Here is a 25122-nt window from a genome sequence, read left to right on the forward strand (position 1 = left end):
CACGGGGTACTTGGTTTCCCGCACGGGAATAATTTTTGATTATCGTCATTATCTCTTATTTAACAACCGCTTTCACAGCTTCCTCTCCTTCTACGGCTACCACAACGATACCTGCCGGAGCGGTGATCGTAGCGTTGTCGGAAGTAAGAACCGTGTTAGCGATAGATTTACCAAGAACATTCGTTACAGAAACCTTCTTACCAGCCGCGCCTTGAATCTCGATCGTACCGTTACCAGCGATTACGTTGATAGAAGACTCAGTTTCGATAGCGTCGTTGGATGTAGGATCGCCTGCACCAATTGTTACGACTAAAGCTTTCACTGCATCGCCTGTGAAACCTAACTTACCATTCAAGTTGTATAGATACAAATTCGGCTCGTTCATCGGGCTGATTACATAGCCGCTACCAACCTTCGTAATGTAATATTTGAAGTTCTCAACACCACCTAAGCAAACATCTTCTTTAGCTTCTTTAGCAACAACAACAGCCTCACCGTTCACTGTCGTATTCAATGTATCGATACCTGCCAATGTTGCGCTACGGAAGATTGCTTTCACATCTGCATCATCCTTATTGGCTACTGTAAGCTGGCCTGTATATGAACCTTCCAAAGCATAGTCTGCATTCACGTCATATTTTGCCTTGTTCTCATTCCAGTAATACATAGAATCCGTTGCATAATACAAGAAGTTTCTATCTACAGACGTAGAATCTACGCTACCTTTAGAGATATAGAATGTAGGCATCTCTGCTTGGCTATCAGCTGTATCCAACCAGAATGTCATACCCTCGGCAGCGATAATACCTTCTAAGATACCATTCTTATTTGCCTTGAATGAGATAGCACCTTCTTCACTGTTCAATGTAGCGTGTCTTGGAGCAGCCTCTAGGCTTTCACCTAAGCTATTCAAAGAGATTGTTACATTAGAATAATCTTTGTCGCTCGCAACAGCAATTTGAGAGAAAATAGAGTTTGCACTTTCTACATACAGTTTCTGCGCATTAGCTTTCACCACCTCAGAATAATTATCCTCAGCGTCTTCAGCATCCAGCTTATCTGTCACGATAATAACCGCATACGTACCATTCGTATTCTTCTTGAATACAACACGATGTAAATCATCTGCAATCTCATCACCAACCTCAACCAATTTCAAATCAGAAGAAGAATACTTCAAGCCTACAGTTTTCTTATCAGCATTTTTGGTTGTCAAGTAGTAAGATTGGATAGATAACATATCCGCATCTTCTTTCGTTGTGATCTCATTATCTTTCAAATAGATATAGTCAAACTGGTTCTTTACGGACACAGCCTTAACCACGGTCCAGTATTGAGATTTGCCGGCGTCACTTACAGGGATAAATTTATCATCTTCTCCATCATAAGTCATATAAACCTCACTAACCACCAAGTCATTCTCACCATTGAAGATCAATTGAGCCTTTTGTTTCAATTGGGTATCGCTCAATGTCAAGAAACCTTCTGTAGTAGTAACTGGAACTAATTTGATTTGATCAGCCTCCTTACCTCCTACTTCTGTGTTATAAGCATCATAGATACCAGCCTTGGTTGTCTTATACAAACTAGCGTCAAAAGTCTCGTTAGTCTCAACATTCTGGAATGTCACCTCACCATTCTCTCTCATATCGATAACAGCCCATTGAGCAGACGGAGCTTTTAGGTCAACCTTGTTTGGAGCTAAACTAACATTGTTAAAAGTAGTACCTGCTGTTGCATAACTAGATACCAAATAAGTACCATACAAAGATGTAGACGCATCCTCATCAGAAGGCTGAACACCCGTGAAATAGATGTTGTAAATAGCGGCACCTGTCGTGTTCAAGATATCAGAAGCTTTTGCCCAAGTGTTACCTGTTGTTTGAGCTTTAGCGTATGAACGAGAAGCAGAAACTTTAACAGTAGTTACATAAGACTTCAAACCACCGGTTGTTAATGAATATGCACCAACATGGAATGAAGAGACATTATAATTCTCATCATTTCCCTTTTTCACTTTTAAGTTAGCTACAGAGATCGTATATTGACCGGCAGCACCTAATGCATCTTCTTCCTCCACTTTATACACACCGTTCACATAGGCAATCTCACTATCTTTCTTAGCATTATTCGCCTTCAGCTTATCACCTTTCACTGTAGTAAAGTCATGACCTTCACCATCACCGAAACCAGTAATACCGAAAGTTGTTTGCGGATCTACTACAACGAAAGTAGCGGCCTTTACATCTTCAGCAGTAATACCATTTTCCTCCACTAATTTCAAACCAGCCTCATTAGCTACAGCAAAAACAAGACTTTCTGCTTCAGTATCTTCTGTTCCTAAGCCCAATTTTACCAAAACTTCTTGTGCGTTAACAGCAACCATTTGATTTCCAAACGGGTTCTTGTCCGGAGTAGATTTAGCGCCCGGGAATTGGAATGAGAAGCCCTTACCAGACATGTTCTTGTTCAAAGCCTCAGCATCCAACGTGATCTTTTTCGTCTGGGCAGTAGCTGTATAAACAACAGTACCGGAAGTACCTAGTTCAACTGTGTTGATAGAAGTAAAGTCTGTTTTTCCATAAGCTGCACCACCCTTTACCGCATAGAAAGACTTATTATTAGCTTTATCAGCAGTAGCGGCATTGGCACCATTTGTGACAAATTGCTTACCATCTACCCACAACTCAAATGTCTTGTTAGAATAATTACGGATCTCAAATACAGAGGCTTCCTCTGCTGACGCATTAGTAACATCAACAGTACAATACTTCGTCTTCTCTACGGCTGCTACTTTTGCATAGCCATTGTCCGTTTTCAGAATGAACTTAACGCCATTCGCAAGGTTTTTAGCTGCGATATTAACCTCCTCTGTTGTTGGAGCAGGATTAGCCGCAAAAGCCAAATTTGACATCGGCGCTCCTAAAAGCATGGCTGCCGCCATCAAAGTAAAAATCCTTTTGTTCATAAATCGAAAATTTAATATTAATAATAGTGTTAATTAGATACTTAGCTATCCCCAATCATTTTGACCATATTCAAAAACGACTAGTCTAAACCATCGTCTAAATCTTGCGTTTTTAAGAAGGACGAAAGAGAGATTCGTTAAAGGAACCGCTTGTTTCGTAAAGGATAACCTATCCTATTGATAAGAAAGAAAATAAGTGATAAAAAAATAACGAAGAAGGATTGCAAGTATCAAAGAAACGCGTACCTTTGCAAATGACTAATTAAAACGATCGTTTACAGCCGCCATTTTTACTCCTATATATTTTATAATTATATTAATGTACACACGTACATTAGAAAAATATCTACATTAGAGACATATTCGATACAAATAACATTCGGACATTTCAAAACAAGAAAGCCTAGAAAATCAAGTTTTCCAAGCAAAGGAATAGTTCACACTCAAATAGACGAGTATAAACAACACCTATTTGGCACAAGAATCATTTGCAACCGTTTATATTACAACCACATTATGTTCCCCGGAAAACACGTACGACCTTTCGCGAAAACACGTACATGTTTTCGCGAAAAGACGTACATGTTTTTTTAAAGCCAATATAGAATGCCCGACCAAATACGAAAGAGCGATTCCCGACCCTTGTATCCCAACCATTGTTCACAAATTATTGTTACCTTTGTACAACACTATAAGGATAAAACGATATGACAAACGAAAGACCGTTGATTCTGATCACGAACGATGATGGCGTATGGGCCAAAGGTATTAACGAATTGGTGGAGTGCCTGAAAGATCTAGGCGATTTAGTGGTATTCGCTCCCGATGGACCTCGCTCCGGGATGGGTAGCGCTATCACATCTTTAGTCCCTATCAAATACACTTTGCTGAAAAAGGAGAAAGGGCTTACTATCTATAGCTGTACCGGAACACCGGTAGATTGCGTCAAACTAGCGATTAACGAGATCTTGGAACGTAAGCCCGACTTGCTTGTGTCCGGAATCAATCACGGAGGCAACATGGCTATTTGCGTAAACTACTCGGGAACGATGGGAGCCGCCGCCGAAGGTTGTATCTTCAACGTCCCCTCCATGGGCGTATCCTTACTAGACCATGCGGCCGACGCCGATTTCTCCGAGTGTTGCCGCCTAGGGCGCATGCTGGCCCGCCGGGTATTAAAGGAAGGCTTACCGCACGGGACTTACTTAAACCTTAACGTACCGAAATCGCCTCAGGTAAAAGGATTGAAAGTTTGCCGGCAGACCGACGGTCGTTGGGTACGCGAGTTCAAACGTTCCGAGAACGCCAGCGGAGAGCCTGTATTCTGGCTGACAGGAGCTTTCGAGAGCGCCAAGCCCATCCATCCGGACAATGATATGCTCGCGCTGGATAACGGATACGCCTCGCTGGTGCCTTGCAAGATCGATGTCACGGACTACGACTTCATGAACACCCTAAACGATTGGAGCCTCTAAATTTTCAATTCTCAATTTTCAATTCATGAAGTATTACCTGATAGCCGGAGAAGCCTCCGGAGACCTGCACGCCTCGAATCTGATGGCAGCATTGAAAGAGAACGACCCGAAAGCGGAATTTCGCTTCCTAGGCGGCGACTTGATGAAGGCCGTGGGGGGAACCCTCGTCAAACATTACCGGGAAATGGCATTCATGGGCTTCATACCGGTATTGCTGAACTTGCGTACCATCTTAAATAACATGAAGACGTGCCAAGAGGATATCCGCCGCTATCAGCCGGATGTTGTCATATTAATTGACTATCCGGGATTCAACCTGAAGATCGCCAAGTTCGTGAAAACCCAGCTCGGACTTCCGGTATACTACTATATATCTCCTAAGATATGGGCATGGAAACAATACCGTATCAAGGACTTCCGGCGTTACGTAGACCGTATGTTCTGCATCCTGCCGTTCGAGACCGAGTTCTTCCGGAAGCTTAATTACCCGGTAGATTACGTAGGAAACCCTTCCGTAGACTCCGTAGCCTATTACAAGGAACACCAAGCGATCCCGAGAGAGACGTTTATCAAGGAAGAAGGCTTGCCGGATAAGCCTATCCTCGCCTTGCTATCCGGCAGCCGCAAGCAAGAGATCAAGGATAATTTGCCGACCATGCTGAAGGTAGCCTCCGCCTTTCCCGACCTCCAGCCGGTGATAGCCGGGGCACCGGGTATCGACGCTTCTTACTACCGAGAATATATAGGCTCTTATCCCGCCAAGATCGTATTCGGGAAAACGTATCCCTTGCTACAACATAGCGCCACGGCTCTGGTAACATCCGGCACGGCGACCTTGGAGACCGCCCTGTTCCGGGTTCCCCAAGCGGTCTGCTACTATGTCGTAGCCGGGCCGCTGGCCAGCTTTATCTTCAAGCATTTCTTCCATACGAGATACATATCCCTCGTCAACCTGATCGGCGGACGGGAGATCGTGCAAGAATTATTCGGGGCCCGCTTCTCCGAGTCGCAAATACAACGCGAGTTAAGGCGTATCCTGCAAGATCCGGCTTACCGGGAACGGATGCTAGACGGGTACGACGAGATTATCCATACCTTAGGAGCACCCGGTGCCTCCAGGCGTACGGCACGGTTAATCGTTGACTCACTGGGTTCTTAACATCTTTTATTAACGTCTTTTGCAGCATTTCGTCCTTAACTTACATCTTTCCTCATAGAATGATGAATATGTGAACTCTTTAAGAAATAAAAAGAATGAAGACGTTGAGATCTTTTTTATTGGTTATCGGGATCGCTTTAGCATCCCTCGCCCTACCCTCTTGCTTAGATGACGATGACTCGTATTCTTTAGGTGATATCTGGATAGCGGTAGCTACCGTCGTACCGGAAGGCAACAATGTATATTATTTACGGTTGGACGATGGGGATAAGCTATGGCCCGCCGCCACGAACTATCCGAACTACCAGCCGAAGCCCAATCAACGCGCCTTGGTGAATTTCACGATATTGGCAGACTCTACCCAGAGTAACCTGGGAGGTTTCTCACACTACGTAAAGGTCAACGCGATCCATAATATCCTTACGAAACCTATCGCGAAGAACGAGGGAGCGGCCAATGACTCCATCTATGGCACGGACCCGGTGAACATTCATGACAATAATATATGGATCGGCGACGGATACTTGAATATCTATTTCGAGACTCTCTGGGGAGGCAAGACCGCCCATTTCATCAACTTGATCCAGCCGGATGCCGAGAACGATCCTTATACGCTGGAGTTCAGGCATAACGCCTACGATGATCCTCAGTATACGATCGGGGCCGGACGTGTGGCGTTCAACCTGTCTTCCTTGCCGGATACCAAAGGCGAGACCGTGGACTTGGTCGTAAATTATTGGACCTCCAAAGGGAAACAAGCTTATAAATTGAAATATAACTCGGATAAGACAAAGATAACAGGTAGTTCGCAAGGTTATACGAACGATAGTATCTCTAATATAACAGATATGAAATAAACCTTCCCACATAACTTTTATTTTTATCATTTAGTTCAGGAGGAGAGGCGTCGGGATGATGCCTTTCTTTTTTTGTATTTTTACGTCGCCCAGACGCAACGGTCAAGGCATTACTCTCGTTTATATAAACAAATGGACAAAGTAACCGAACATCTGATCGAGGGTTGCCGCCGGGGAGACCGGAGTTCGCAACTGAAGTTGTACAAACAATACGCACGGCAACTATATATAGCCTGCCTGCGTATCGTGGGCAACTCATCCGAGGCGGAAGAAGCCATGCAGGACTCGTTCCTCAAGATCTTCACTCGCCTGGACCAATATCACGACGGGCAATGCTTTGAGGCATGGATGCATCGTATCGCCATCCATACGGCTATCGATTATGTACGCCGCCAGGCTCCGGACTTGGAGGAGCTTTCCGATAATCTGGCCGAACCGGAGACAGAAGGGCCGGACGAGGATGAGATCCGGTACTCCGTGGCACAGGTGAAGGAGGCTACCAAGAAGTTGCCGGCTGGTTACCGCATAATCCTCTCGCTTTACCTCTTTGAGGGATATGACATGGAAGAGATCGCTTCCATATTGAAGATTCAACCGCCAAGTGTCCGTAGCCAGTACCTACGAGCGAAGCGGAAATTGTTAGACATTATAGCAGCTAATTAAACATGGATAAACTGAAAAATTTCATAGACACAAACCGTGACGCATTCGAGGAAGACGAGATGCTTCCCGAAGGTCACCTCGAACGTTTCGAGCAGAAGCTACCGAAGCCGCGGAAGAACCGTGTTACCCTATACAGCTTATCGGCCTTTGCCATAGCCGCCTCTATCGCCTTGTTGCTCTTATTCCGCCTGCCGGGTGGAACCGATATGTCGGACCCCGCGCTGAGGAGCGCGGCCCAGACCTGCGATAGCCAAGAGGAGATCGAGGAGCTACGTTTATATTACAACATGCAAATGAACGATGTGCTGGCGCAAATGAAGAAATTGTATAAACAAGACCGGACTCCGGGAGCGGAGGAACTGTTGCAGGAGAGTAAACGTATCCTCACGGATAATTATATGTTCGAGGAGACGGTACTTCCTACCCTTCCTTGTTCTAATGATGGCCTTTTCGCCATGACCCAGCATTACAACAACAGCTTGGAGGGCCTTACGCTCATGCTAAAGCAAATGAGACAGGTTACGGACAAAGAGAAATAGTAATAACGATTAATACATACAACCATGAACACGACACGTGTAAAATTCAGTACCGCTGCTTTATCGCTGACTCTCGTATTGCTGCTATGCGGCTTGTCGGCAGCAGCCAAGCCGCAAGAGAAAATCAAGAAAAAAGAGATAACCCAATCCTATAGCGTTAGCGCCAGCGACCGGCTCTTGGTAGAGAACCATTTCGGTAACATCACCATTACGCATTGGAATAAGAAAGAGGTTGCCATACGGGTCGAGATAGAATGTAGGGCTTCCAGAGAGGAACGTGCCCAAGAGAACTTAGACCGGATCCGGATCGAGACCAAGAAAGCCGGTGGCATCGTCTCGGCGATCACCACGATAACGAAGGAAAGGGATGGAAACTCAAACAACGAGTCCATGACGATCAACTATTATATCCAGATGCCTTCCAAGCTCTCTGCCGAGCTGAACCAGAAATTCGGGAACATCAACTTGCCGGGCGATAATAACGGAGAAATGGATATCCACGTAAAATTCGGCAACCTTATCGCAGGTGATTTCGTCGCCAACACGATGATCGAGGCTAAATACGGTAATGTTGAGGTAGGTAACCTGCAGGAGGCTCAATTAGATTTGGGCTACGTGGGCACAGCCAAGGTCCGCTACGCTAAAGATTTGACCGTAGACTGCAAATACTCCGATCTGGATATACAGGATATACAGAGCTTGCGGACGGAGATTAAATACAGTAATCTTACCATCGAAAACGCGAATCAATTAGATATGGAGATCAAGTACAGCGAGGCCAAAATCGGGACCATCAAGGATGTATTGAATGTAAGCAGCCTTAGCTATAGTAACTTAAAGGTCCGTAACTTGTCTCCCTCTTTCTCGAAAGTGGACGTGGAATCTCATTATGGCAATCTGGAGGTGGCGCTTCCCGCAAGCTCGTCTTTCCGGGTAGTAGCGGATAACATGAAGTATTCTACTTGCGACGTGAAAGGCTTCAATATCACCCGCAAGCATTTCGATGACGAGGATCATGACAAGAACTATATCTATGAGATCAACAACGGCAAACAACCAACAATCTACTTCGAAGGAAACCGTTACGGAAACCTAAAAGTCAAATCCAACTAACTAGTTGTAGAGACGGGGCGTGCCCCGTCTCATCCCCTCAAAACGGTAACTTAAAATACTATCAGACCGTGGGAGACGGGGCACGCCCCGTCTCTACATCCCCCCAATATCCTTATTTAGAGGTATTCTGCCGGCGCATTTCCTCTCTTTTTAACCAGTTATCGAGTTGTGTAAACAAGAAGAAACAAGAGATTCCAGAAGCGACCGTCAGAACGATAGAGAAATAAGCCCGTAAAGAGCCCAAAACCGTTTCTATGCCTCCCGGGGAAAGTCTAACCAAATACAAGATACCGACCAACACAAACATATAAGCCACAAACATACCCAAAATACCGGCAGGCGTAAACCGTCTCTTTATATAATACCGATATACCCGCTTCTTCTCCTGCATAATCAACGCCATAATCCGGGAGTTTAACGAAGCAGAAGGTTGCTCCGTCGTTCCTCGCATTAATTCACGTGTCAAATGATCAATCTCTCTCTCGTTCATAACAAATCAATCGTTTCAAATTTCATTTTATCCCGCAACACTCCGTAAAACCGTTTTCGCCCGCGAAACAATTTTACTTTTACATTAGAAACGCTCAACTCGGTGATCTGGCTGATCTCCTCTACCGAACATTCCTCTAAATAATAAAGGGTAAGCAACAAGGCCTCATCAGCCGGAAGCTTTTTCAACGCACGTGCGATAATCTCTTTCCGGTCTTCACGCTCCAATAGAGCCGCAGCCGATTCAACCTCGTCATTCGACAGGTCCACAGGGCCCACCTCCTCATAATTCACGAACATCCGCTGTTGTCTCAAGGCTGTCAATGCCGTACGATACACGATCCTATAAAACCATGTCGAGAACTTACTATCGAAATGGAAATCGGAAAGAGCACGATACATCTTCACGAACGCATCCTGTACGGCCTCCTCTGCCTCCTCGCGATTCTCCAAGATACGAAAAGCGATGGTATAAGCCATCTTCTCATACTTCGCGACAAGGCAGGAGAAACTTTGCGTGTCTCCTGCCAAAATACGTTCTATCCATTTTCGTTCATCCATCCGGTGCCGTTTATTCTTCCAGACGCATTCTCTTCTCGTCATCCAATCTCTCCTTCTCCATCAAGGAACGGGAAAGGAAGAAATAAATTATAAAAGAAAAACCACCGAACATAATCGTGATAGCGGGAACTAGCAAGAAGAACCAATCGCTGTCGTATGTGAAAGCCGAGTCTACCGCCATCCCCACGATCACGCCCAACGACAAACCGATCATAAAAATACCGTTACGCAAAGTATTATAGCGATTAGGCTTTCTCTCCGGCCTCGCGGCCTCCTCCAACACTATCCCTTTCTCGATCATCGCCATCTTTTCCTCATGCTTGCTTTTGATGGTCATATAGCTTGCGATAATACCTAGCAACACCGGCATGCCTACCGCACAAATAACACTTAAAATAGGAATCCACAACTCGTTCATATTGTCTGTTCTTTAATGATTTAATAAATTAGCTTTTATCAATAAGACATAGGCAATCATAAATCGGTTACAAAAAAAGAGAAGAAATTTTATACGGGAAAATAAAAGAGGCGAACCTCACAAATCAATGAAGTCCGCCTCTTGGGAAAGTTATTTATCGCCTTTTTTGATACTTACGCAAGTTCGCCTTTTACGATCTCTTCCTTATCTTTATCCCAGTACATCGTACGTCCTTCCAGATAAGCGCGAGTACCCATATGAGCCGTCATAGCCTCTTGGAAAGCCGCGTCAATATTACAGCTAGGAGTCTTACCTTGACGGATACATTCCAGCCACTCACGGATATGCAAGTGGGTCGTATCATACCGTTTACCGTTTACATATGTATAAAGCAAGCCGCGCTTAGCGAAATACAACTCCGTAGGAGATGTCACGGAATCCGAGCTGTCTTGTCCCGGTACATAAGTATAGAACGGGGTGTCTGTCGGGATAATACCTTCCTTGATCTTATCCGCATAACGAGTGGAATCTTGATCAACCGTAATAGCCAATATGTTAGAGACCTCCATAGAAGCGTCATGTCCCATGAATACCTTACCACGGTTACGGCTACTTGCCAATGTCGCGCTATACAACATCGTCAGGTCACGATCCGGCCATTCGAAAGTAGTCTGCAATACGTCTGGCACCGTACGTCCATCCTTGAAGAAATAAACACCTCCGGACGAGGTAGCGGAATGAGGAATACCTACATGCATAATCTGATTGACAGCGTCATACTCATGCGTCAACAAATCGCCGGAAAGCCCCGTGCTATAATCCCACCAGCAACGCCAGCGGAAGAAACGCTCCAGGCTGAACTTACTACGCTCTTCCGGGCCGATATACCTTTCAAGCTTGTTGGATGTCATATAATCCATATACTCCTTGATACGCTCGGGATCTCCCTCAAACTGCTTCCAATCGATCGTATTCGGATTAGAGCCATCGATAATATCATATACCCAAGCGCCATTCGGGGAGTTACGGTTCGTACAAACCTCGATCAAGTTGACAGGCCCCAGCAGTCCGTTTCCGATAATTTCCTCGGCTTTCTGATAGCAGTCCGTCTGACGTCCTTGGTGACCTAGCTGAAACACCACACCGGTCTCTCTAATCGCCTGGCGAACCATATACGTCTCCGGAACCGTCCACGACAACGGTTTCTCGCAATATACATGTTTCCCGGCACGTGCCGCAGCCATGGCGATCGTGCTATGCCAATGGTCCGGGCCAGCGATAATAACGGCATCCACATCCGGGGCCGCTACCAATTCTTGATAAGTCCGGTAACGTTTCGGAGCCGGTCCGAACTTACCGTCACTACCTTCACGATGGATATTGGAACCGGCCAATACAGCGGCCTCTCCATATACATCAAATATATCACAAACCGCGGTTATCTCAATATTCAGATCATCCTGCTCCATATATTGCTGATAACGCGTATCCTTCTTATTCAACTTATTAGCCTCCTTCATCTTATCGATCCAAGAAGGCTCAGCGAAACCGGCGGCACGCATCAATTGCTTTCCGCGAATACCGAAGCCGATCAAACCGATACGGATCTTCTTCCCATCGCCCTGCGGCTCCAAATAAGAGGCTTGCCTGTTGCTCACCTGAAATACGTCTGATATGTTACGGCCTCTTAAGGCATCTTTCCTTTTTTGGTAAACGCCATATGCCAAAGCACCTAAGATAGGCACTGTAGCCAATGTCTTTAACGTGTCCCGACGTCCTTTATCGGGCATTTGCTCCTGAGAAGGAGTATTCTTTGCATCTTCTGTTGCCATGGGGATCAAATAAATTTAAGTTTATGCAATATCGGACACACACGTCCTAACACACGATCGAATCCTATGATTTGTGATGTAGGGAATACGCACATCAGACCTAAAGCGGCGAATTCCACCAAGTTCTTGTCGATCCATAAATAAGAGCCTTCGAACGGCATCATATAGCTTGCTCCCACGAAAGAAGGGTGGGATAACGTGTACATAGCGAGAAGAATCATACCTCCAACAGAAGATAAACGATACAAACAGCCTAAAGTCAAGCCTAGGCCGATTAATAACAGAGCCCACTCATTCAAGAAGTTGATTGTTGTCATCAAGCTGTCATCTTGCGTCAGTTTGATAAAAAATGAAGCAGCGGGACCCTTTGAATCGAGTAGATAGGGTAGAGATGTCCATTTTGGGTTCATGATTTTTACTAGGCCTTCATACATAAAGTGCCAACCTATGAAAAGACGCAGCATCATCAGCCAAGTCATCTGCGCTTTCGTGTAACCTTGTTCCATTTTCATTTCTTGGTCCTAAAAAATTGGTTTAGAAAAAGTCGATTATTAAAAACATAACACCCGAAGCTAAAATCATAGATTTAGGCCTCGGGCGTTATACTTATGCTAAAATGTGCTTGATACGATTAGTCCAAAACTTTAACAGTAATGTTACGGAACCAAACATCATCCCCGTGGTCTTGAAATCCGATGAAACCTTCTTTGTTAGGACCACCACAGTTCAACAGCAACTCATAAGCCAACGGCCATTTGTCCTTGCTAAACTTACTGTTATCCAACATTTCTTTCCATTGCGGAGTCCACAAATGATACTCAACAACAGGCTCATCGCTATTCAAATAGTGAACAACCGTACCTTTATAGCACATGATCTTACCCTTGTTCCACTCACCGAACGGTTTAGCGTTCTGAGGCTTAGCAGGGATCATGTCATACAATGATGAAGACTTACGGTTACCATCCTTACCTAATTTAGCATCCGGGTGGTTCTCGTTATCCAATACTTGGTACTCAGGAGCTGAGATGTAAGAAGGTTGTCCCTCTACCTCTTGAATCATGATGAATACACCAGAGTTAGAGCCCTTACCTACTTTCCACTCGAACTCAAGCTCGAAGTTACCCAACTTATGAGCGAAAATCAAGTCGCCACCGTTGGCAGCACCAGCCTCGCCTGCACCAGAGCCATTGATCTTGATCGCTCCGTCCTCGATTGTCCAAGCACCCGGTACATCCGCACGGTTATAGCCTCTCCATCCGTTGAATGTCTTACCATCGAAGATCACATATCTACCCTCTTTGTCTTTCGGGAAAGTCGTGATATCTACAGTAGGAAGATCGGTCATGAGTTTGTACTCAGGAGTCGCAGCTTCAGTTGTAGTCTCAGCAGCAGCCGCAGGAGCTTCTTCTGTTTTCTTTCCACCGCCACAAGACGTGAAATAGCACATCATGATAGCAGCACTTGCTAATAATACTGACTTTTTCATTTTTATTTATTGAGTTAAATATATTATCTCGGCATATCTACCAGTTTCCAGCCTTCACGATAATTGTGTTTGATCAAGCCTGCGGCGAATTCCTGAGCGTTAATTGGATCAGTCCACTCGGTCTTGAATTTCGGGTCACCATCAATAACCTCGAAGGTATCTTTCTTGATGATCTTAATTGTCTCGTTCGGATCGATATTCGTAAATCTCATGTTCGGACCATCCCACAACAATTCTTTATTCAATCTCTGCAAACGAACAGCCAATACACCCATCACAACCATTTCATTGAACGGACCAGCCTCCAAGAAGTTAGACTTCGTCTGAACACGGCTGCCAGCGCTTTCCTTACAAGCACGGATCCAGTCTTGCTCGTGACCACCCTTCATAGCGTCTTTCACGCGGCGTAATGTTTGAGGAACGTTCGGTTTACGGCCAGACAACAACCATGGGTTAACACCGTAGCAACCGCAGATCAATGTATCCTTCGTTCCGTGGAAGATACACAATCCACCACCTTCACCCATCAATTCCTTACCTTGAGGGAATCCTTCTGGACGATCCGGCATCATACCACCGTCATACCAGTGAACCTCTACTTCCGGCATAGCTACCTTCGGCATATTGTCGCGAGCCGGGAATACCAACTTAACGTGCTGAGCGTTAGGAGCGCAATCTTGTAATAACAATGTAGAAGAACCTTGAACTCTCGTCGGGTAGCCTAATTTCAAGCCTTTGAATACCGGATGCAAGATGTGGCAAGCCATGTCACCCAACGCACCTGTACCATAATCCCACCATCCGCGCCAGTTCCAAGGATGATATGTCTTATTGAACGGTCTCAATTTAGCAGGACCTGTAAACAAATCCCAGTTTAAAGTAGAAGGGATCTTGTCCGCTTTCTCAGGAGCGTTCAAACCTTGCGGCCAGATAGGACGGTTAGTCGCACACTCTACTTTAGTAACCTCACCGATCTCACCGTTCCAGATCCATTCGCAGATCAAGTCTACACCCTCAGCCAATGAAGAACCTTGGTTACCCATCTGAGTAGCGACGTCATATTTCTTAGCTAAGTTCGTAAGCAAACGAGATTCATAAACAGAGTGAGTCAACGGTTTCTGAGTGTACACGTGCTTACCAAGAGTCATAGCGTCTGCCGTAATCATCGCATGAGTATGGTCGGCGGTAGCTACCAACACAGCGTCGATAGATTTACCCATCTCATCGTACATCTTACGATAATCCCAGTATTTTTTAGCTTGAGGATGACGGTCGAATACAGGTTTCGCATACTTCCAGTCGATATCACAAAGAGCTACGATATTCTCGGTAGTCTCCATGTTCTTCAAGTTAGCGTTACCCATACCTCCGATACCTACGCCGGCAATATTTAGTTTATCAGTTGGAGCGATATGACCGTGGCTTTTACCAAGGACCGCACTCGGAACAATAGTCAATGCTGCCGCGGCAGCCGTACCTCTTTGAAGAAAAGATCTTCTAGTAATGTTTGACATAGTAATAATTTTTTATAGATTAGCACTTAACAATGATATTTCATGTGTCTTTACACCTTTACAGGCAACAAATTGTCGCAAATATAGCCAATGCTGTATTATTGACAAGATCAAAAGACGGCTTTCTTATTCAAAATAGTTTTTTTTAACAGACAGGATAGATGTTATTTATAATTTCATAAATATTATCTATAGGATTGGGGGTATTTTATCGATGCGATTTGGATATATTTGTAAAAACATGAAAACATATTCATATGAGCAATTGTTATCTCAAATAAGAAAACTATATGAAAAAAGAACACGCATTCATACGAATATATCGCTTTTATCTGGAAGGATTCCGGGAGATGAAGCTGGGCAAGACCCTTTGGCTAATAATCCTAGTCAAATTATTTATCATGTTCTTTATCCTAAGATTATTCTTCTTTCCCAACTACCTCGGGCAATTCAGCGACGATGACGAGAAGAGTAACCACGTATCAAACGAACTCGTACAACGAGCAATAATTCCCTAAAAATTATAGATATGATTGAAAACATTGACACTTCATTAATTGATTGGTCGAGAGCCCAATTCGCCCTTACGGCCATGTATCATTGGCTCTTCGTGCCACTGACACTGGGGCTTGGCGTTATCCAAGCCATCATGGAGACGATCTATTACCGGACAGGTAATGAGGCATGGAAAAAGACCGCTCAATTTTGGATGAAATTGTTCGGTATTAATTTCGCTATCGGGGTCGCCACGGGCTTGATCCTTGAGTTTGAGTTCGGGACCAACTGGTCTAACTACAGTTGGTTTGTCGGGGATATTTTCGGGGCGCCTTTGGCTATCGAGGGGATTCTCGCATTCTTTATGGAGGCGACCTTTATCGCCGTCATGTTTTTCGGCTGGGAGAAGGTCAGCAAACGGTTCCATCTCGCCTCCACCTGGCTGACGATTGTCGGAGCGACCCTTTCCGCTCTCTGGATATTGATCGCTAACGCATGGATGCAATATCCGGCCGGCATGCATTTCAACCCGGATACCGTACGCAACGAGATGTTCGATTTCTGGGCCGTGGCTTTATCGCCTGTCGCCATCAATAAATTTTTCCACACCGTATTGTCCGGTTGGATCGTGGGTGCCCTGTTCGTATTGGGAATCAGTTGCTGGTATTTATTAAAAAGGCGAAATACGATATTCGCCTTGTCAAGTATCAAAGTAAGCGCCCTATTCGGATTGGTAGCCTCTATCCTCATCCTCTGGACAGGTGACGGTTCCGCCTATCAAGTCGCCCAAAAGCAGCCGATGAAACTGGCGGCCATGGAAGGTCTCTACCAAGGTGGCAACGGAGTGGGACTGGTAGGCGTAGGTGTCTTAAATCCGGCAAAGACCAGTTATCTAGACAAACAGAACGCGTTTATCTTTGACATCAAGTTCCCCAAACTCCTCTCTTTCTTGGCAGAGCGTGACATGAACGCATACGTTCCGGGAATCGTAGATCTAATCGAGGGAGGTTACACGACCAACGAAGGAACGGTAGCGCTCTCTGCCAAAGAGAAAATCGAGAAAGGGAAAACCGCCATCAAAGCGCTGGCCGATTATCGTAAAGCCGTCAAAGACAAAGATATCGAAGCCGCCCGGCAATACCGGGCAACCCTAGAAGAGAACTTCCCCTATTTCGGATACGGCTATATCAAGGATCCGGCAGAATTAATCCCACACGTAGGATTGACGTTTTATTCTTTCCGCGTCATGGTAATCCTAGGAGGTTTCTTCATCTTACTATTCATTATCGCGCTGATCTGGGATAAAAAAGGGAAAATCGCCACCGCACGTTGGCTGCAATACACGGCCCTATGGTCTATACCGTTAGGATATATAGCGGGGCAAGCCGGCTGGATCGTAGCCGAGGTAGGACGTCAACCTTGGGCTATACAGGATATCTTGCCTACCAGCGCCTCGATCTCCAAGTTAAACCCATCCTCGGTACAGACCACGTTCTACATGTTCCTTATCTTATTCACGATCTTATTGATCGCTGAGATCGGCATCATGGTCAAGGCCATCAAGAAGGGACCGGAGGAATTGAAAACGGAGGGTTGAGAAACAGGAAGGAGGTCTTTCAGCGTCCGATATCCCATTAATCTTCAATTAGTAATTAGCAATCATCAATCAGCATTATGGATAGTACATATATATTATTACAACATTACTGGTGGTTTCTGGTATCTCTACTAGGAGCGTTATTAGTATTCCTCCTTTTCGTGCAAGGAGGCCAATCTCTACTCTTCACCATTGGCAAGACCGAGATACAACAAAAAATGTTATTGAACTCAACCGGCCGTAAGTGGGAGTTTACTTTCACTACGTTGGTCACTTTCGGAGGTGCTTTCTTCGCCTCTTTCCCCTTATTTTATTCCACCAGCTTCGGTGGGGCCTATTGGGTATGGATGCTGATCTTACTTTGTTTCGTGCTACAAGCCGTATCTTACGAGTATCAAGCCAAGAAAGGCAACCTATTGGGGAAAAAGACATATCAGGTATTCCTTATGATCAACGGCATAGCCGGCCCGGTCTTACTCGGAACCGCGGTGGCCACTTTCTTCAACGGAGCGGAATTTATCGTTAACAAAGAGCAACTGACCGATATGGCCATGCCCGTTATCTCCACCTGGGCCAACCCATGGCACGGATTGGAGGCCGCCTTGGTATTCTGGAACTTATGCCTGGGGCTAGCGGTCTTCTTTTTGGCACGTACTCTTGCCCTGCTCTATTTTATCAACAATATCAATGACCCGGAGATCGTCGCCAAGAGCCGGAAACAATTGATACCGGAGACAATCCTCTTCCTCGTCTTTTTCTTGGTGTTCCTGATCCGTTTATTGCTGATAGAGGGTTTTGCCGTAAACCCGGATACAGGGGAGGTATTCATGCAACCGTATAAGTACTTCATCAACCTAATCGAGATGCCGATCGTATTGGTCGTATTATTGGCCGGAGTAGTCGGCGTGCTATTCGGCATCGGGAAAACAATGTTCTCGAAGACTTGGACGAAAGGTATCTGGTTCGCTGGCACAGGAACCGTCTTGACCGTATTGGCATTATTACTCTGCGCCGGATGGAATAATACGGCTTATTACCCATCCCTAGCGGATATACAAAGCTCTTTGACAATCCAGAATAGTTGCTCAAGCCCATTCACGCTGAAAGTAATGAGCTATGTATCTATTCTCGTCCCATTCGTGCTAGCTTACATTTTCTACGCTTGGAGAGCACTTGATTTACACAAGATCAACAGCGAGGAGATGCAAGGTAACGGGCATACCTACTAAGATTTAAGATTTACGAATTATGATTAGGGGCCGGCGAAGTACCTGCGATGACCAGCAGATGTACGACAACGGCCCCTAATCATAATTCATAAATTACAATCTCCTCATTCTCTCTGGAAGTCCGCATCTTTCGTCCATTTAGGCATCTCATCATTGTTGGCGATAACCAGGCCGATACCAAACATCAAGTCCATATCTTCCATAGCCCCATCGAAATCCCACCAGGACTCGTCGTATTCATCATTCGGCTGATGGTACCGGTAAACTTTCGGCTTAGCCTCATGACGTGCCTTATCCACATAATCCTTACCTCCGCCAACTAAAATCGTAGGTACACCTTTCTTCACGAAATTGAAATGATCGGAGCGGAAATAACCACCCGCGGGATCCTCGGTAATAACCTTCACGGTTCGTCCTTGTGCCGCGGCCATAGCGATCACCAAGGCGTCCGTATCCGTCTTACCCGCCGCACGAAGGAAGACATCCCGTGTCCGCTCTCTCGGGGCAGTGCCGTCGAAGTTCAAGTTTATAGCCGTCTTGGATAAAGGGAACAATGGATGCTCGCAATAATATTGAGAGCCTAACAAGCCGCATTCCTCGGATGTCACCGCCACGAATACGATGGAACGGCGGGGACGTACAGGCAACGATTGATATTTCTTGGCCAACAGCATTAAGGTAGCCACACCCGAAGCGTTATCGCTGGCACCATTATAAATGCTATCTCCATCTATCGGCGTGCCGATTCCAAAATGATCCCAATGAGCGGTAAAAACCAAATACTCATCTTTCAGATCCGTACCCGGCAAAACCGCCGCCACATTATGAGACTCTCCCACGGCCATCTCCACATTTAATACGACCTTACTCCTCGCCTTCATCGTGAAACTCTTGAATCCCGGTTTCTTAGCCGCCGCGATCGTCTTCTCAAAATCCAATCCGCAAAGAGCGAACATTTTCTCGCAAGCCTCCTCCGAAAGCCATCCCTTCATACCCAATGCCTCAGCATTCATTGTCTCCGAGCAAAGAGCGATATTCGTCTGCGTGTGAGAGGCCTGGCATACTTTCCAGCCATAGGAGGCAGCCGCCTCGTTATGAAGGACTAATAACCCTGCGGCACCTTGGCGTTGCGCCTCCTCGAACTTATACGTCCAACGGCCATAATAAGTCATATTCTTCCCGCGAAACAAGGAATCATCATAAAAGCCGGGATCATTCACCATAGCGATAACGATTTTCCCCTTCACATCTACATCCGCGTAGTCGTTCCACCCATATTCCGGCGCATTGATACCAAACCCGCAGAACACGTAATCCGTAGTAGGAATAACCACCTTCTCGGTTCCCCGGTTCGTCCACACAACGATATCGTCCGAGAATTTCAAGTCCATGGAACCTCTCGCGCATTTCACCGCGATCTTGTTCTTTTCCGGACGGGTAAAAGTAGAAATCTCTTTCACCGGCTGGAAATAGCTATCGCCATTAGCGGGCTGAAGGCCTAACTTCTTAAATTCATCTGCGATGTAATTGATTGTTTTTGTCTCATACTCGGTCAAAGGCTTACGTCCTCCGAACTCGTCCGAGCTTAATGTTCTCACCCGTTCCTTAAAAAAAGCCAGATCCTCCTCATAGCTTTGGGCCATAACGGGCATGCCCAGAGTAAGCGTCAGGAGGAAAACAAAGATAAAGTTCTTCTTCATAATCGTAGATTTTAAAGGAAACGGCGAAGCTCACGCCTGGCCGTTTCTACATTTAACCGTTTTAAACAAAAAGAAAAAGTTAGTTAAGGCTTAGAATAAATATCTTAAGTCTATTTACTAATTTACCGACTGTACATTCGCTTTCCCGAAGGACAGCAAACAAATATATGGAATCCCTCTTATCCTGCATACATTACACTTTGTTTTTTTGCTATTTTTCACAGAATAGAAATGCTTTTGTATTATCTTTGCACTCAATTACCGAAGACAACAAATGGCTGATTTTAACATAAACATATTGGGATGCGGTTCCGCGTTACCCACAACTCGCCATCTGGCGACTTCTCAAATAGTAGATTTACGAGATAAATTATACATGATCGACTGTGGAGAAGGCACACAAGTGCAAATGCGTCGTATGCGCATAAAATTCAGCCGTTTAAACCATATTTTCATCTCCCATCTGCATGGCGACCATTGTTTCGGGATACCGGGATTGATCTCGACGTTAGGTATGCTGGGACGTAATGGGGAGCTAGTTATCCATGGCCCTAAAGAGATCGAGAGCTATATGCGACCGATCCTCGATATCTTTTGCAAAGGATTACCTTACGAGATCCGTTTTAACTTAATAGACCCGGCGAGTCATTCTCTCGTCATGGAAGACCGCTCCCTACAGGTTTATTCCATACCGCTAAAACACCGGATACCTTGTTGCGGCTATTTATTCGCCGAGAAAGCCAAAGAAGCGCATATCATACGGGAAATGACGGATTTTTACCAAGTACCCGTCCGCATGATGCAAGAAATCAAAAAGGGTGCCGATTTTATCACCCCGGAAGGCGAAGTAATCCCGAACTCCCGCCTGACCCGCCCAGCCGCCGCTCCCAAACGATACGCTTATTGCTCGGATACCGCGTTTTATCCATCCATACTTCCTATTATCGAGGGCGTAGATTTATTATACCATGAGGCGACTTTCGCCGAGTGTGATGCCGCACGTGCGAGAGAGACCTTCCATTCCACCGCCCGCCAAGCGGCCGAGATCGCCCGGAAAGCCCAAGTGAAGCGATTGGTTATCGGCCACTACTCGGCCCGCTACGAGGATATGGCTCCGTTGAAGAAAGAGGCAGACGAGATCTTTCCCGGCACGATCCTTGGAGAGGAAGGCATGCGGCTCACCGTATAATCATATACCCGTTTTACGAAATAAAGCTAATTACTTTCCAATATGCGGAAAACTTTCTACATTTGTACGAATTTAGGGATTAGTTAATGAAGCTTATACATATCATCGCATTGGCACTTGCATTTTCCGCAAGTTATCCGGTTCAAGCGCAAGCTAATAAATCGGAAGTCAATACTTTGGCCTCTAAACAAGAAGATCCCGCCTCCATCGAAATCACGGCCTACGAGAATCGTATCAAGGTAGAGAACGCTCCGGTTGGGAGTATTTTAGAGATCTACAGTGTCGTAGGTATCAAAGTAAAAGAAATCGAGATCAAACAATCTACCGCCGAATATGTCGTGGATATCGCGAAAGGATATTACATCATCCGCATTGGCGATACGGTACGCAAGGTGGCGATACGATAAGCGTCGGCTTAATCAGTCATATCCATATTTCCCCATTTTTATTAGTCATATCTAACAAATACGGATCAATCTACAATCAAAAAGCCCCGTAGGATAGATCCCACAGGGCTTGTTTTTTGATCCGCTCTCTCTTCTCACGAGGATACCAGCGGAAGAACTTTTAATTACTTTAGTATTAATATGCCACATGTTCACCCGTCGCAGGATACTTTTCTTTGTGGCATAGTTATTTAATTATATATATTACATAAAGGCAGGTTTCCCCGCCTCTATTCGTTTAGTCTCAATAGTCTTATTTTACAACTACCTTAACAGCTTCCTCACCGTCAACAGCTACGGCTACGATACCGGCAGGTACAGTAATTGTAGCGTTATCGGAAGTAAGAACTGTCTCAGCGACTACCTTACCTAAGATGTTAGTGATAACTACCGACTTACCTGCGGCACCCTGAACGGTTACCGTACCGTTGCCAGATATTACGGCAATAGAAGCCTCAGCCTCAATATCTTCATTAGAAGTCGGGAAGACTTCTGTAGAAGTTACAGAGAACAAATAAGCATTCTCTCTAGAAGTCAAATACAACGTATTATTCTGAACTGCTAAGTAATTGTTAGGATCCGCAACTTGCTCATAAACAGCATCACCGAATTTATCAGTTTCTTTATATTGAGGTTTCTGCAATCCCGGAAGAACAATTCTATAATAGCCCTCAACATCAGTCAATTCAAAAGCAACAGCGGCCGGAGAAGTCTCGATAGCCAAAGAATCCTTTGTTGAAACAATAGCTAAAGCAGAATCACCTTGAGCGGCACCTAATACGAAACCTAACTTCCTATCATAACCACTGTAAAGTTCAGAATATTTACTATCTTCCTTCACGATAGAATCCTTCAAGGAAACCATATAGTATCTTTGACCGGCATTTCGATCGTCAGCGGAGATACCACGAGCTGTAGTGATGTAATACAACGGTTTAACAACATCCTCCATATTTGCTTCCTCTAACCACAAACCTAAGTTCTCTGCAGTTACAATCGTGTCACCCATCATTTGATCAGCGGTCTTCAATACAGCAGAACCGTCAGTAAACATTGTCAAAGCCTTTGAATCATCCTCTTGAGTGGAGATATTCTTGTGACCAGCAGTCAAAGTCGCATACTCTGCTTTCGGCTCCGCTACGATCTCAAAACGATCGGCAAATTGAGTGTCACATTTGTTAACAGAAGTAAACCTACCATCAGATACCGATCCAGCAGCCTTTTGATCAGCAGAAACATAACTAGTAATCACCTCATAATCTACCCCTTTCTCTAATTCTGTAATATCAACATCATCGCCAAGTATCAAACCTGTATTAATATCAACATTGACATCCTTACCTGGATAATAAGCCAAGATTTGGAATTCACCCTCTTTTACAGTATTCTTGAATGCGAAAGCCTCTTTATAAGAGCTCAAATAAAAATCAGTACCATAATTCAGATATTTATCACCACCTACTTGTTTCAACGCATATACGTTATAAACTAAAGAATCTGTAGTAGATGTAGACAACGGATAAGTCTGACCTACTTTCTCTAATGTAAATTTCTGAACACCGTCTTCTTCCAAATCAGAAGCCTTGATCAATTTCAAATATTGAATGTTATTTTTCTCATATACCCCACCAACAAAAGCGTCTGCGATATTAGAAGCGACCTTCAAGCCAAAGACTAATTCGTGAACTTCTTTTTCCGTGAAATTCTTATAACCGACAAATTTATCAGCACCTGTTACAGGAACCAACTTGATTGTATCTTGAGCACCGCCTATAGCGTAAGTATTATTACCTAAATCATATAACTTAAATGTATTCGTCAAACCATTATACTCACGGTTCACAATCGTATAAGTACCTTTAGCAGTGTTATCAACAGCCCACTGAGTAGAAGCCAAATAGCTATAAGCATTCTTAGCCATTGTCTGAGCAGCAGTACCCGCATAACAATTTTCCGTGGCTACATAATATTTACCATAATTTTCATTAGCGATCCACTTAAAGTCACCGCTACCATCTGTAGCCATTTTCTTCTCATACTTTTTAGCATCAAGCCAATAGTAAGCTCCATTCTCTATCTCCGCATAATTACCAGCTTTAAATGTAATAACCGGATATACGACAGCAGATGCATCAGAGGTAGAAAGATACTTTGAACCATTCTCGAACAATGTCCAAGACAAATAGTTAGCAGCAGTAAACGCAGAAGCGACTGTACCACCAATCAACTCTCCATCCTTATTATAAACCGCATTCGTGATGAACTTCGGACCTTTAGCGGTAGTCTGATCTACAGCCGGAGTTTTCAACTCAACAGTCAATTTACCTTCACCATCAGCAGCAGCCGGGTCCAAAGTAAAACGGAAATCATACAAATAAGCGGGCTTTGTTGAAAAGACATGCTTAGCTGGATCATTATAATCATTATAAACCAAAGTATCGGTAGTAAGCTTGTAGCCTATACCATCATTACCTTTAATTTGGTGAATACCTTGACGAGTATACAATACCGTATCAACAGATACATATTGTTTAGTTCCTTGTACATTCAAATGAACATATAAATCATCAACATCTACTGCTGGATCTGTGATAGTAGCACCTTTAGCCTCCAGTGTAGAAGCGGTAAACGGGTTACCATCAATATCCTTATCAAAAGACAAAGCGAAACCATTGCCATAAAACTCATTCAACCCATCAGCTGTCAAATAATAAGTAGCCGCTTTATAAGCCTGAATGGTAGTACCACCTTTTTCTACTACGGTTACATCATTGCCCTCAATCTTAATAGAAACTTTCTTTGCGGCATTTGTCAAGGCTGAACCGCCATTAACAGTCCAGACCCAGTCTGTAGAACCAGAAACTAGGATAGGTTTTGTTTTATTCGTCTTTGTATCAAAGTTCAAGACAGCCCCTGTAGCCTTATTTACGAATACACTCGTCGCTGTTCCTGTTGCAGGATCCTTAGCTCCAGCTTTTACCTCCCATAGAGCGGCAGCATTTTCGCTAGAAGTCAATGTGTTTAAATCAACAGCTACCAATTGAGACTTTCCGTCAATTGTCGCAACAGCCAATGCCTTACCGGCACCAACCAAATGCACATACTTTGTCTCAATCTTGTTAACAACAGATGCACCGCTTTTCACAATAGATGTAAGAGGTGTTGTCTGCGCATTAGCGGTAAAGGCTGTACATAAAGCCAAGCCCGCTACAAGAGTAGAAAACTTTTTGTTCATAATTCTAAAATTAATATTAATACTAGTGTTTATTAAGATAATCAGCTCATTATGCGATCAAATCATTCGCTTTTCCGTAAAAAATGACTAGTCTAAACCATCGATTAAATCTTGCGTTTTTTAAGCAGCGAAGTGGAAGGTTTGTTGAAGGAAT

The 25122-nt window shown here is 44.6% G+C and carries 21 protein-coding genes; 11 read left to right on the plus strand and 10 right to left on the minus strand.

Annotated elements, in window-relative coordinates; all coding sequences use genetic code 11:
• Positions 1-55: 55 nt before the first annotated feature.
• Entirely contained in the window at positions 56-2968 is a 2913-nt protein-coding gene (locus tag Q0110_RS05115; RefSeq protein ID WP_297903583.1) for a DUF6383 domain-containing protein, read from the minus strand.
• Between the two features lie 707 nt (positions 2969-3675).
• Here Q0110_RS05115 and surE point away from each other — a divergent pair.
• The 6 genes from surE (at position 3676) to Q0110_RS05145 (ending at position 8774) form a co-directional block, all read left to right on the plus strand.
• The gene (gene surE, locus Q0110_RS05120; protein WP_297903586.1) at positions 3676-4443 is read left to right on the plus strand and encodes a 5'/3'-nucleotidase SurE; all 768 of its coding nucleotides are present in this window, start codon (positions 3676-3678) and stop codon (positions 4441-4443) included.
• 25 nt (positions 4444-4468) lie between these two features.
• Entirely contained in the window at positions 4469-5602 is a 1134-nt protein-coding gene (gene lpxB, locus Q0110_RS05125; protein ID WP_297903589.1) for a lipid-A-disaccharide synthase, read from the plus strand.
• 95 nt (positions 5603-5697) lie between these two features.
• A complete protein-coding gene (locus Q0110_RS05130) occupies positions 5698-6459 on the plus strand; it encodes a NigD-like protein (protein WP_297903591.1) in 762 nt (253 codons plus the stop codon).
• Between the two features lie 132 nt (positions 6460-6591).
• The gene (locus tag Q0110_RS05135) at positions 6592-7122 is read left to right on the plus strand and encodes a sigma-70 family RNA polymerase sigma factor (RefSeq protein ID WP_297903596.1); all 531 of its coding nucleotides are present in this window, start codon (positions 6592-6594) and stop codon (positions 7120-7122) included.
• Between the two features lie 2 nt (positions 7123-7124).
• Complete coding sequence (locus Q0110_RS05140) at positions 7125-7661, plus strand: hypothetical protein (protein WP_297903599.1); 537 nt, start codon at positions 7125-7127, stop codon at positions 7659-7661.
• A 24-nt stretch (positions 7662-7685) separates the two neighbouring features.
• Positions 7686-8774 carry a hypothetical protein gene (locus Q0110_RS05145; protein ID WP_297903602.1) on the plus strand — a complete coding sequence of 363 codons (1089 nt, stop codon included), beginning with the start codon at positions 7686-7688 and terminating at the stop codon, positions 8772-8774.
• Between the two features lie 112 nt (positions 8775-8886).
• Here the strand turns inward: Q0110_RS05145 and Q0110_RS05150 are convergent, their stop codons facing one another.
• The 7 genes from Q0110_RS05150 to Q0110_RS05180 form a co-directional block, all read right to left on the minus strand.
• Complete coding sequence (locus Q0110_RS05150) at positions 8887-9264, minus strand: hypothetical protein (protein ID WP_297903605.1); 378 nt, start codon at positions 9262-9264, stop codon at positions 8887-8889.
• Positions 9261-9824, minus strand: coding sequence for an RNA polymerase sigma factor (locus Q0110_RS05155; protein ID WP_297903608.1), 564 nt, complete (start codon positions 9822-9824; stop codon positions 9261-9263). Before Q0110_RS05155 ends, Q0110_RS05150 begins: the two co-directional genes overlap by 4 nt.
• 10 nt (positions 9825-9834) lie before the next feature.
• Positions 9835-10242, minus strand: a complete 408-nt coding sequence (locus Q0110_RS05160; RefSeq protein ID WP_297903611.1) for a DUF6249 domain-containing protein — start codon at positions 10240-10242, stop codon at positions 9835-9837.
• Between the two features lie 173 nt (positions 10243-10415).
• Positions 10416-12074 carry a Gfo/Idh/MocA family oxidoreductase gene (locus tag Q0110_RS05165; protein WP_297903614.1) on the minus strand — a complete coding sequence of 553 codons (1659 nt, stop codon included), beginning with the start codon at positions 12072-12074 and terminating at the stop codon, positions 10416-10418.
• A 5-nt stretch (positions 12075-12079) separates the two neighbouring features.
• Positions 12080-12586, minus strand: coding sequence for a DoxX family membrane protein (locus Q0110_RS05170; RefSeq protein WP_297903617.1), 507 nt, complete (start codon positions 12584-12586; stop codon positions 12080-12082).
• 119 nt (positions 12587-12705) lie between these two features.
• Complete coding sequence (locus tag Q0110_RS05175; protein ID WP_297903620.1) at positions 12706-13563, minus strand: DUF1080 domain-containing protein; 858 nt, start codon at positions 13561-13563, stop codon at positions 12706-12708.
• Positions 13564-13586: 23 nt separating this feature from the next.
• Positions 13587-15077 (minus strand): Gfo/Idh/MocA family oxidoreductase, encoded by a 1491-nt coding sequence (locus Q0110_RS05180; protein WP_297903622.1) that lies wholly within the window; start codon positions 15075-15077, stop codon positions 13587-13589.
• A gap of 290 nt (positions 15078-15367) precedes the next feature.
• Here Q0110_RS05180 and Q0110_RS05185 point away from each other — a divergent pair, with 290 nt between their 5' ends.
• The 3 genes from Q0110_RS05185 to Q0110_RS05195 all read left to right on the plus strand — a co-directional run bounded on the left by Q0110_RS05185 (position 15368) and on the right by Q0110_RS05195 (position 18398).
• On the plus strand, positions 15368-15595 hold the full coding sequence (locus Q0110_RS05185) for a DUF4492 domain-containing protein (RefSeq protein WP_297903624.1): 228 nt from the start codon (positions 15368-15370) through the stop codon (positions 15593-15595).
• Between the two features lie 11 nt (positions 15596-15606).
• Entirely contained in the window at positions 15607-17169 is a 1563-nt protein-coding gene (locus tag Q0110_RS05190; protein ID WP_297903628.1) for a cytochrome ubiquinol oxidase subunit I, read from the plus strand.
• Between the two features lie 77 nt (positions 17170-17246).
• Positions 17247-18398, plus strand: a complete 1152-nt coding sequence (locus tag Q0110_RS05195; RefSeq protein WP_297903631.1) for a cytochrome d ubiquinol oxidase subunit II — start codon at positions 17247-17249, stop codon at positions 18396-18398.
• 104 nt (positions 18399-18502) lie between these two features.
• Here the strand turns inward: Q0110_RS05195 and Q0110_RS05200 are convergent, their stop codons facing one another.
• On the minus strand, positions 18503-20098 hold the full coding sequence (locus tag Q0110_RS05200) for a M28 family peptidase (RefSeq protein WP_297903634.1): 1596 nt from the start codon (positions 20096-20098) through the stop codon (positions 18503-18505).
• A gap of 274 nt (positions 20099-20372) precedes the next feature.
• Between Q0110_RS05200 and Q0110_RS05205 the strand changes: the two genes are divergently transcribed.
• Both Q0110_RS05205 and Q0110_RS05210 read left to right on the plus strand, forming a co-directional pair.
• On the plus strand, positions 20373-21287 hold the full coding sequence (locus tag Q0110_RS05205) for a ribonuclease Z (protein ID WP_297903637.1): 915 nt from the start codon (positions 20373-20375) through the stop codon (positions 21285-21287).
• Between the two features lie 86 nt (positions 21288-21373).
• Positions 21374-21694, plus strand: coding sequence for a hypothetical protein (locus Q0110_RS05210; protein WP_297903639.1), 321 nt, complete (start codon positions 21374-21376; stop codon positions 21692-21694).
• Between the two features lie 292 nt (positions 21695-21986).
• On the opposite strand, the gene Q0110_RS05215 is transcribed toward Q0110_RS05210, so the two are convergent.
• Positions 21987-24968, minus strand: coding sequence for a DUF6383 domain-containing protein (locus Q0110_RS05215; RefSeq protein WP_297903642.1), 2982 nt, complete (start codon positions 24966-24968; stop codon positions 21987-21989).
• Positions 24969-25122 lie beyond the last annotated feature (154 nt).

This window comes from uncultured Parabacteroides sp., assembly GCF_947855115.1.
Lineage (GTDB): Bacteria > Bacteroidota > Bacteroidia > Bacteroidales > Tannerellaceae > Parabacteroides.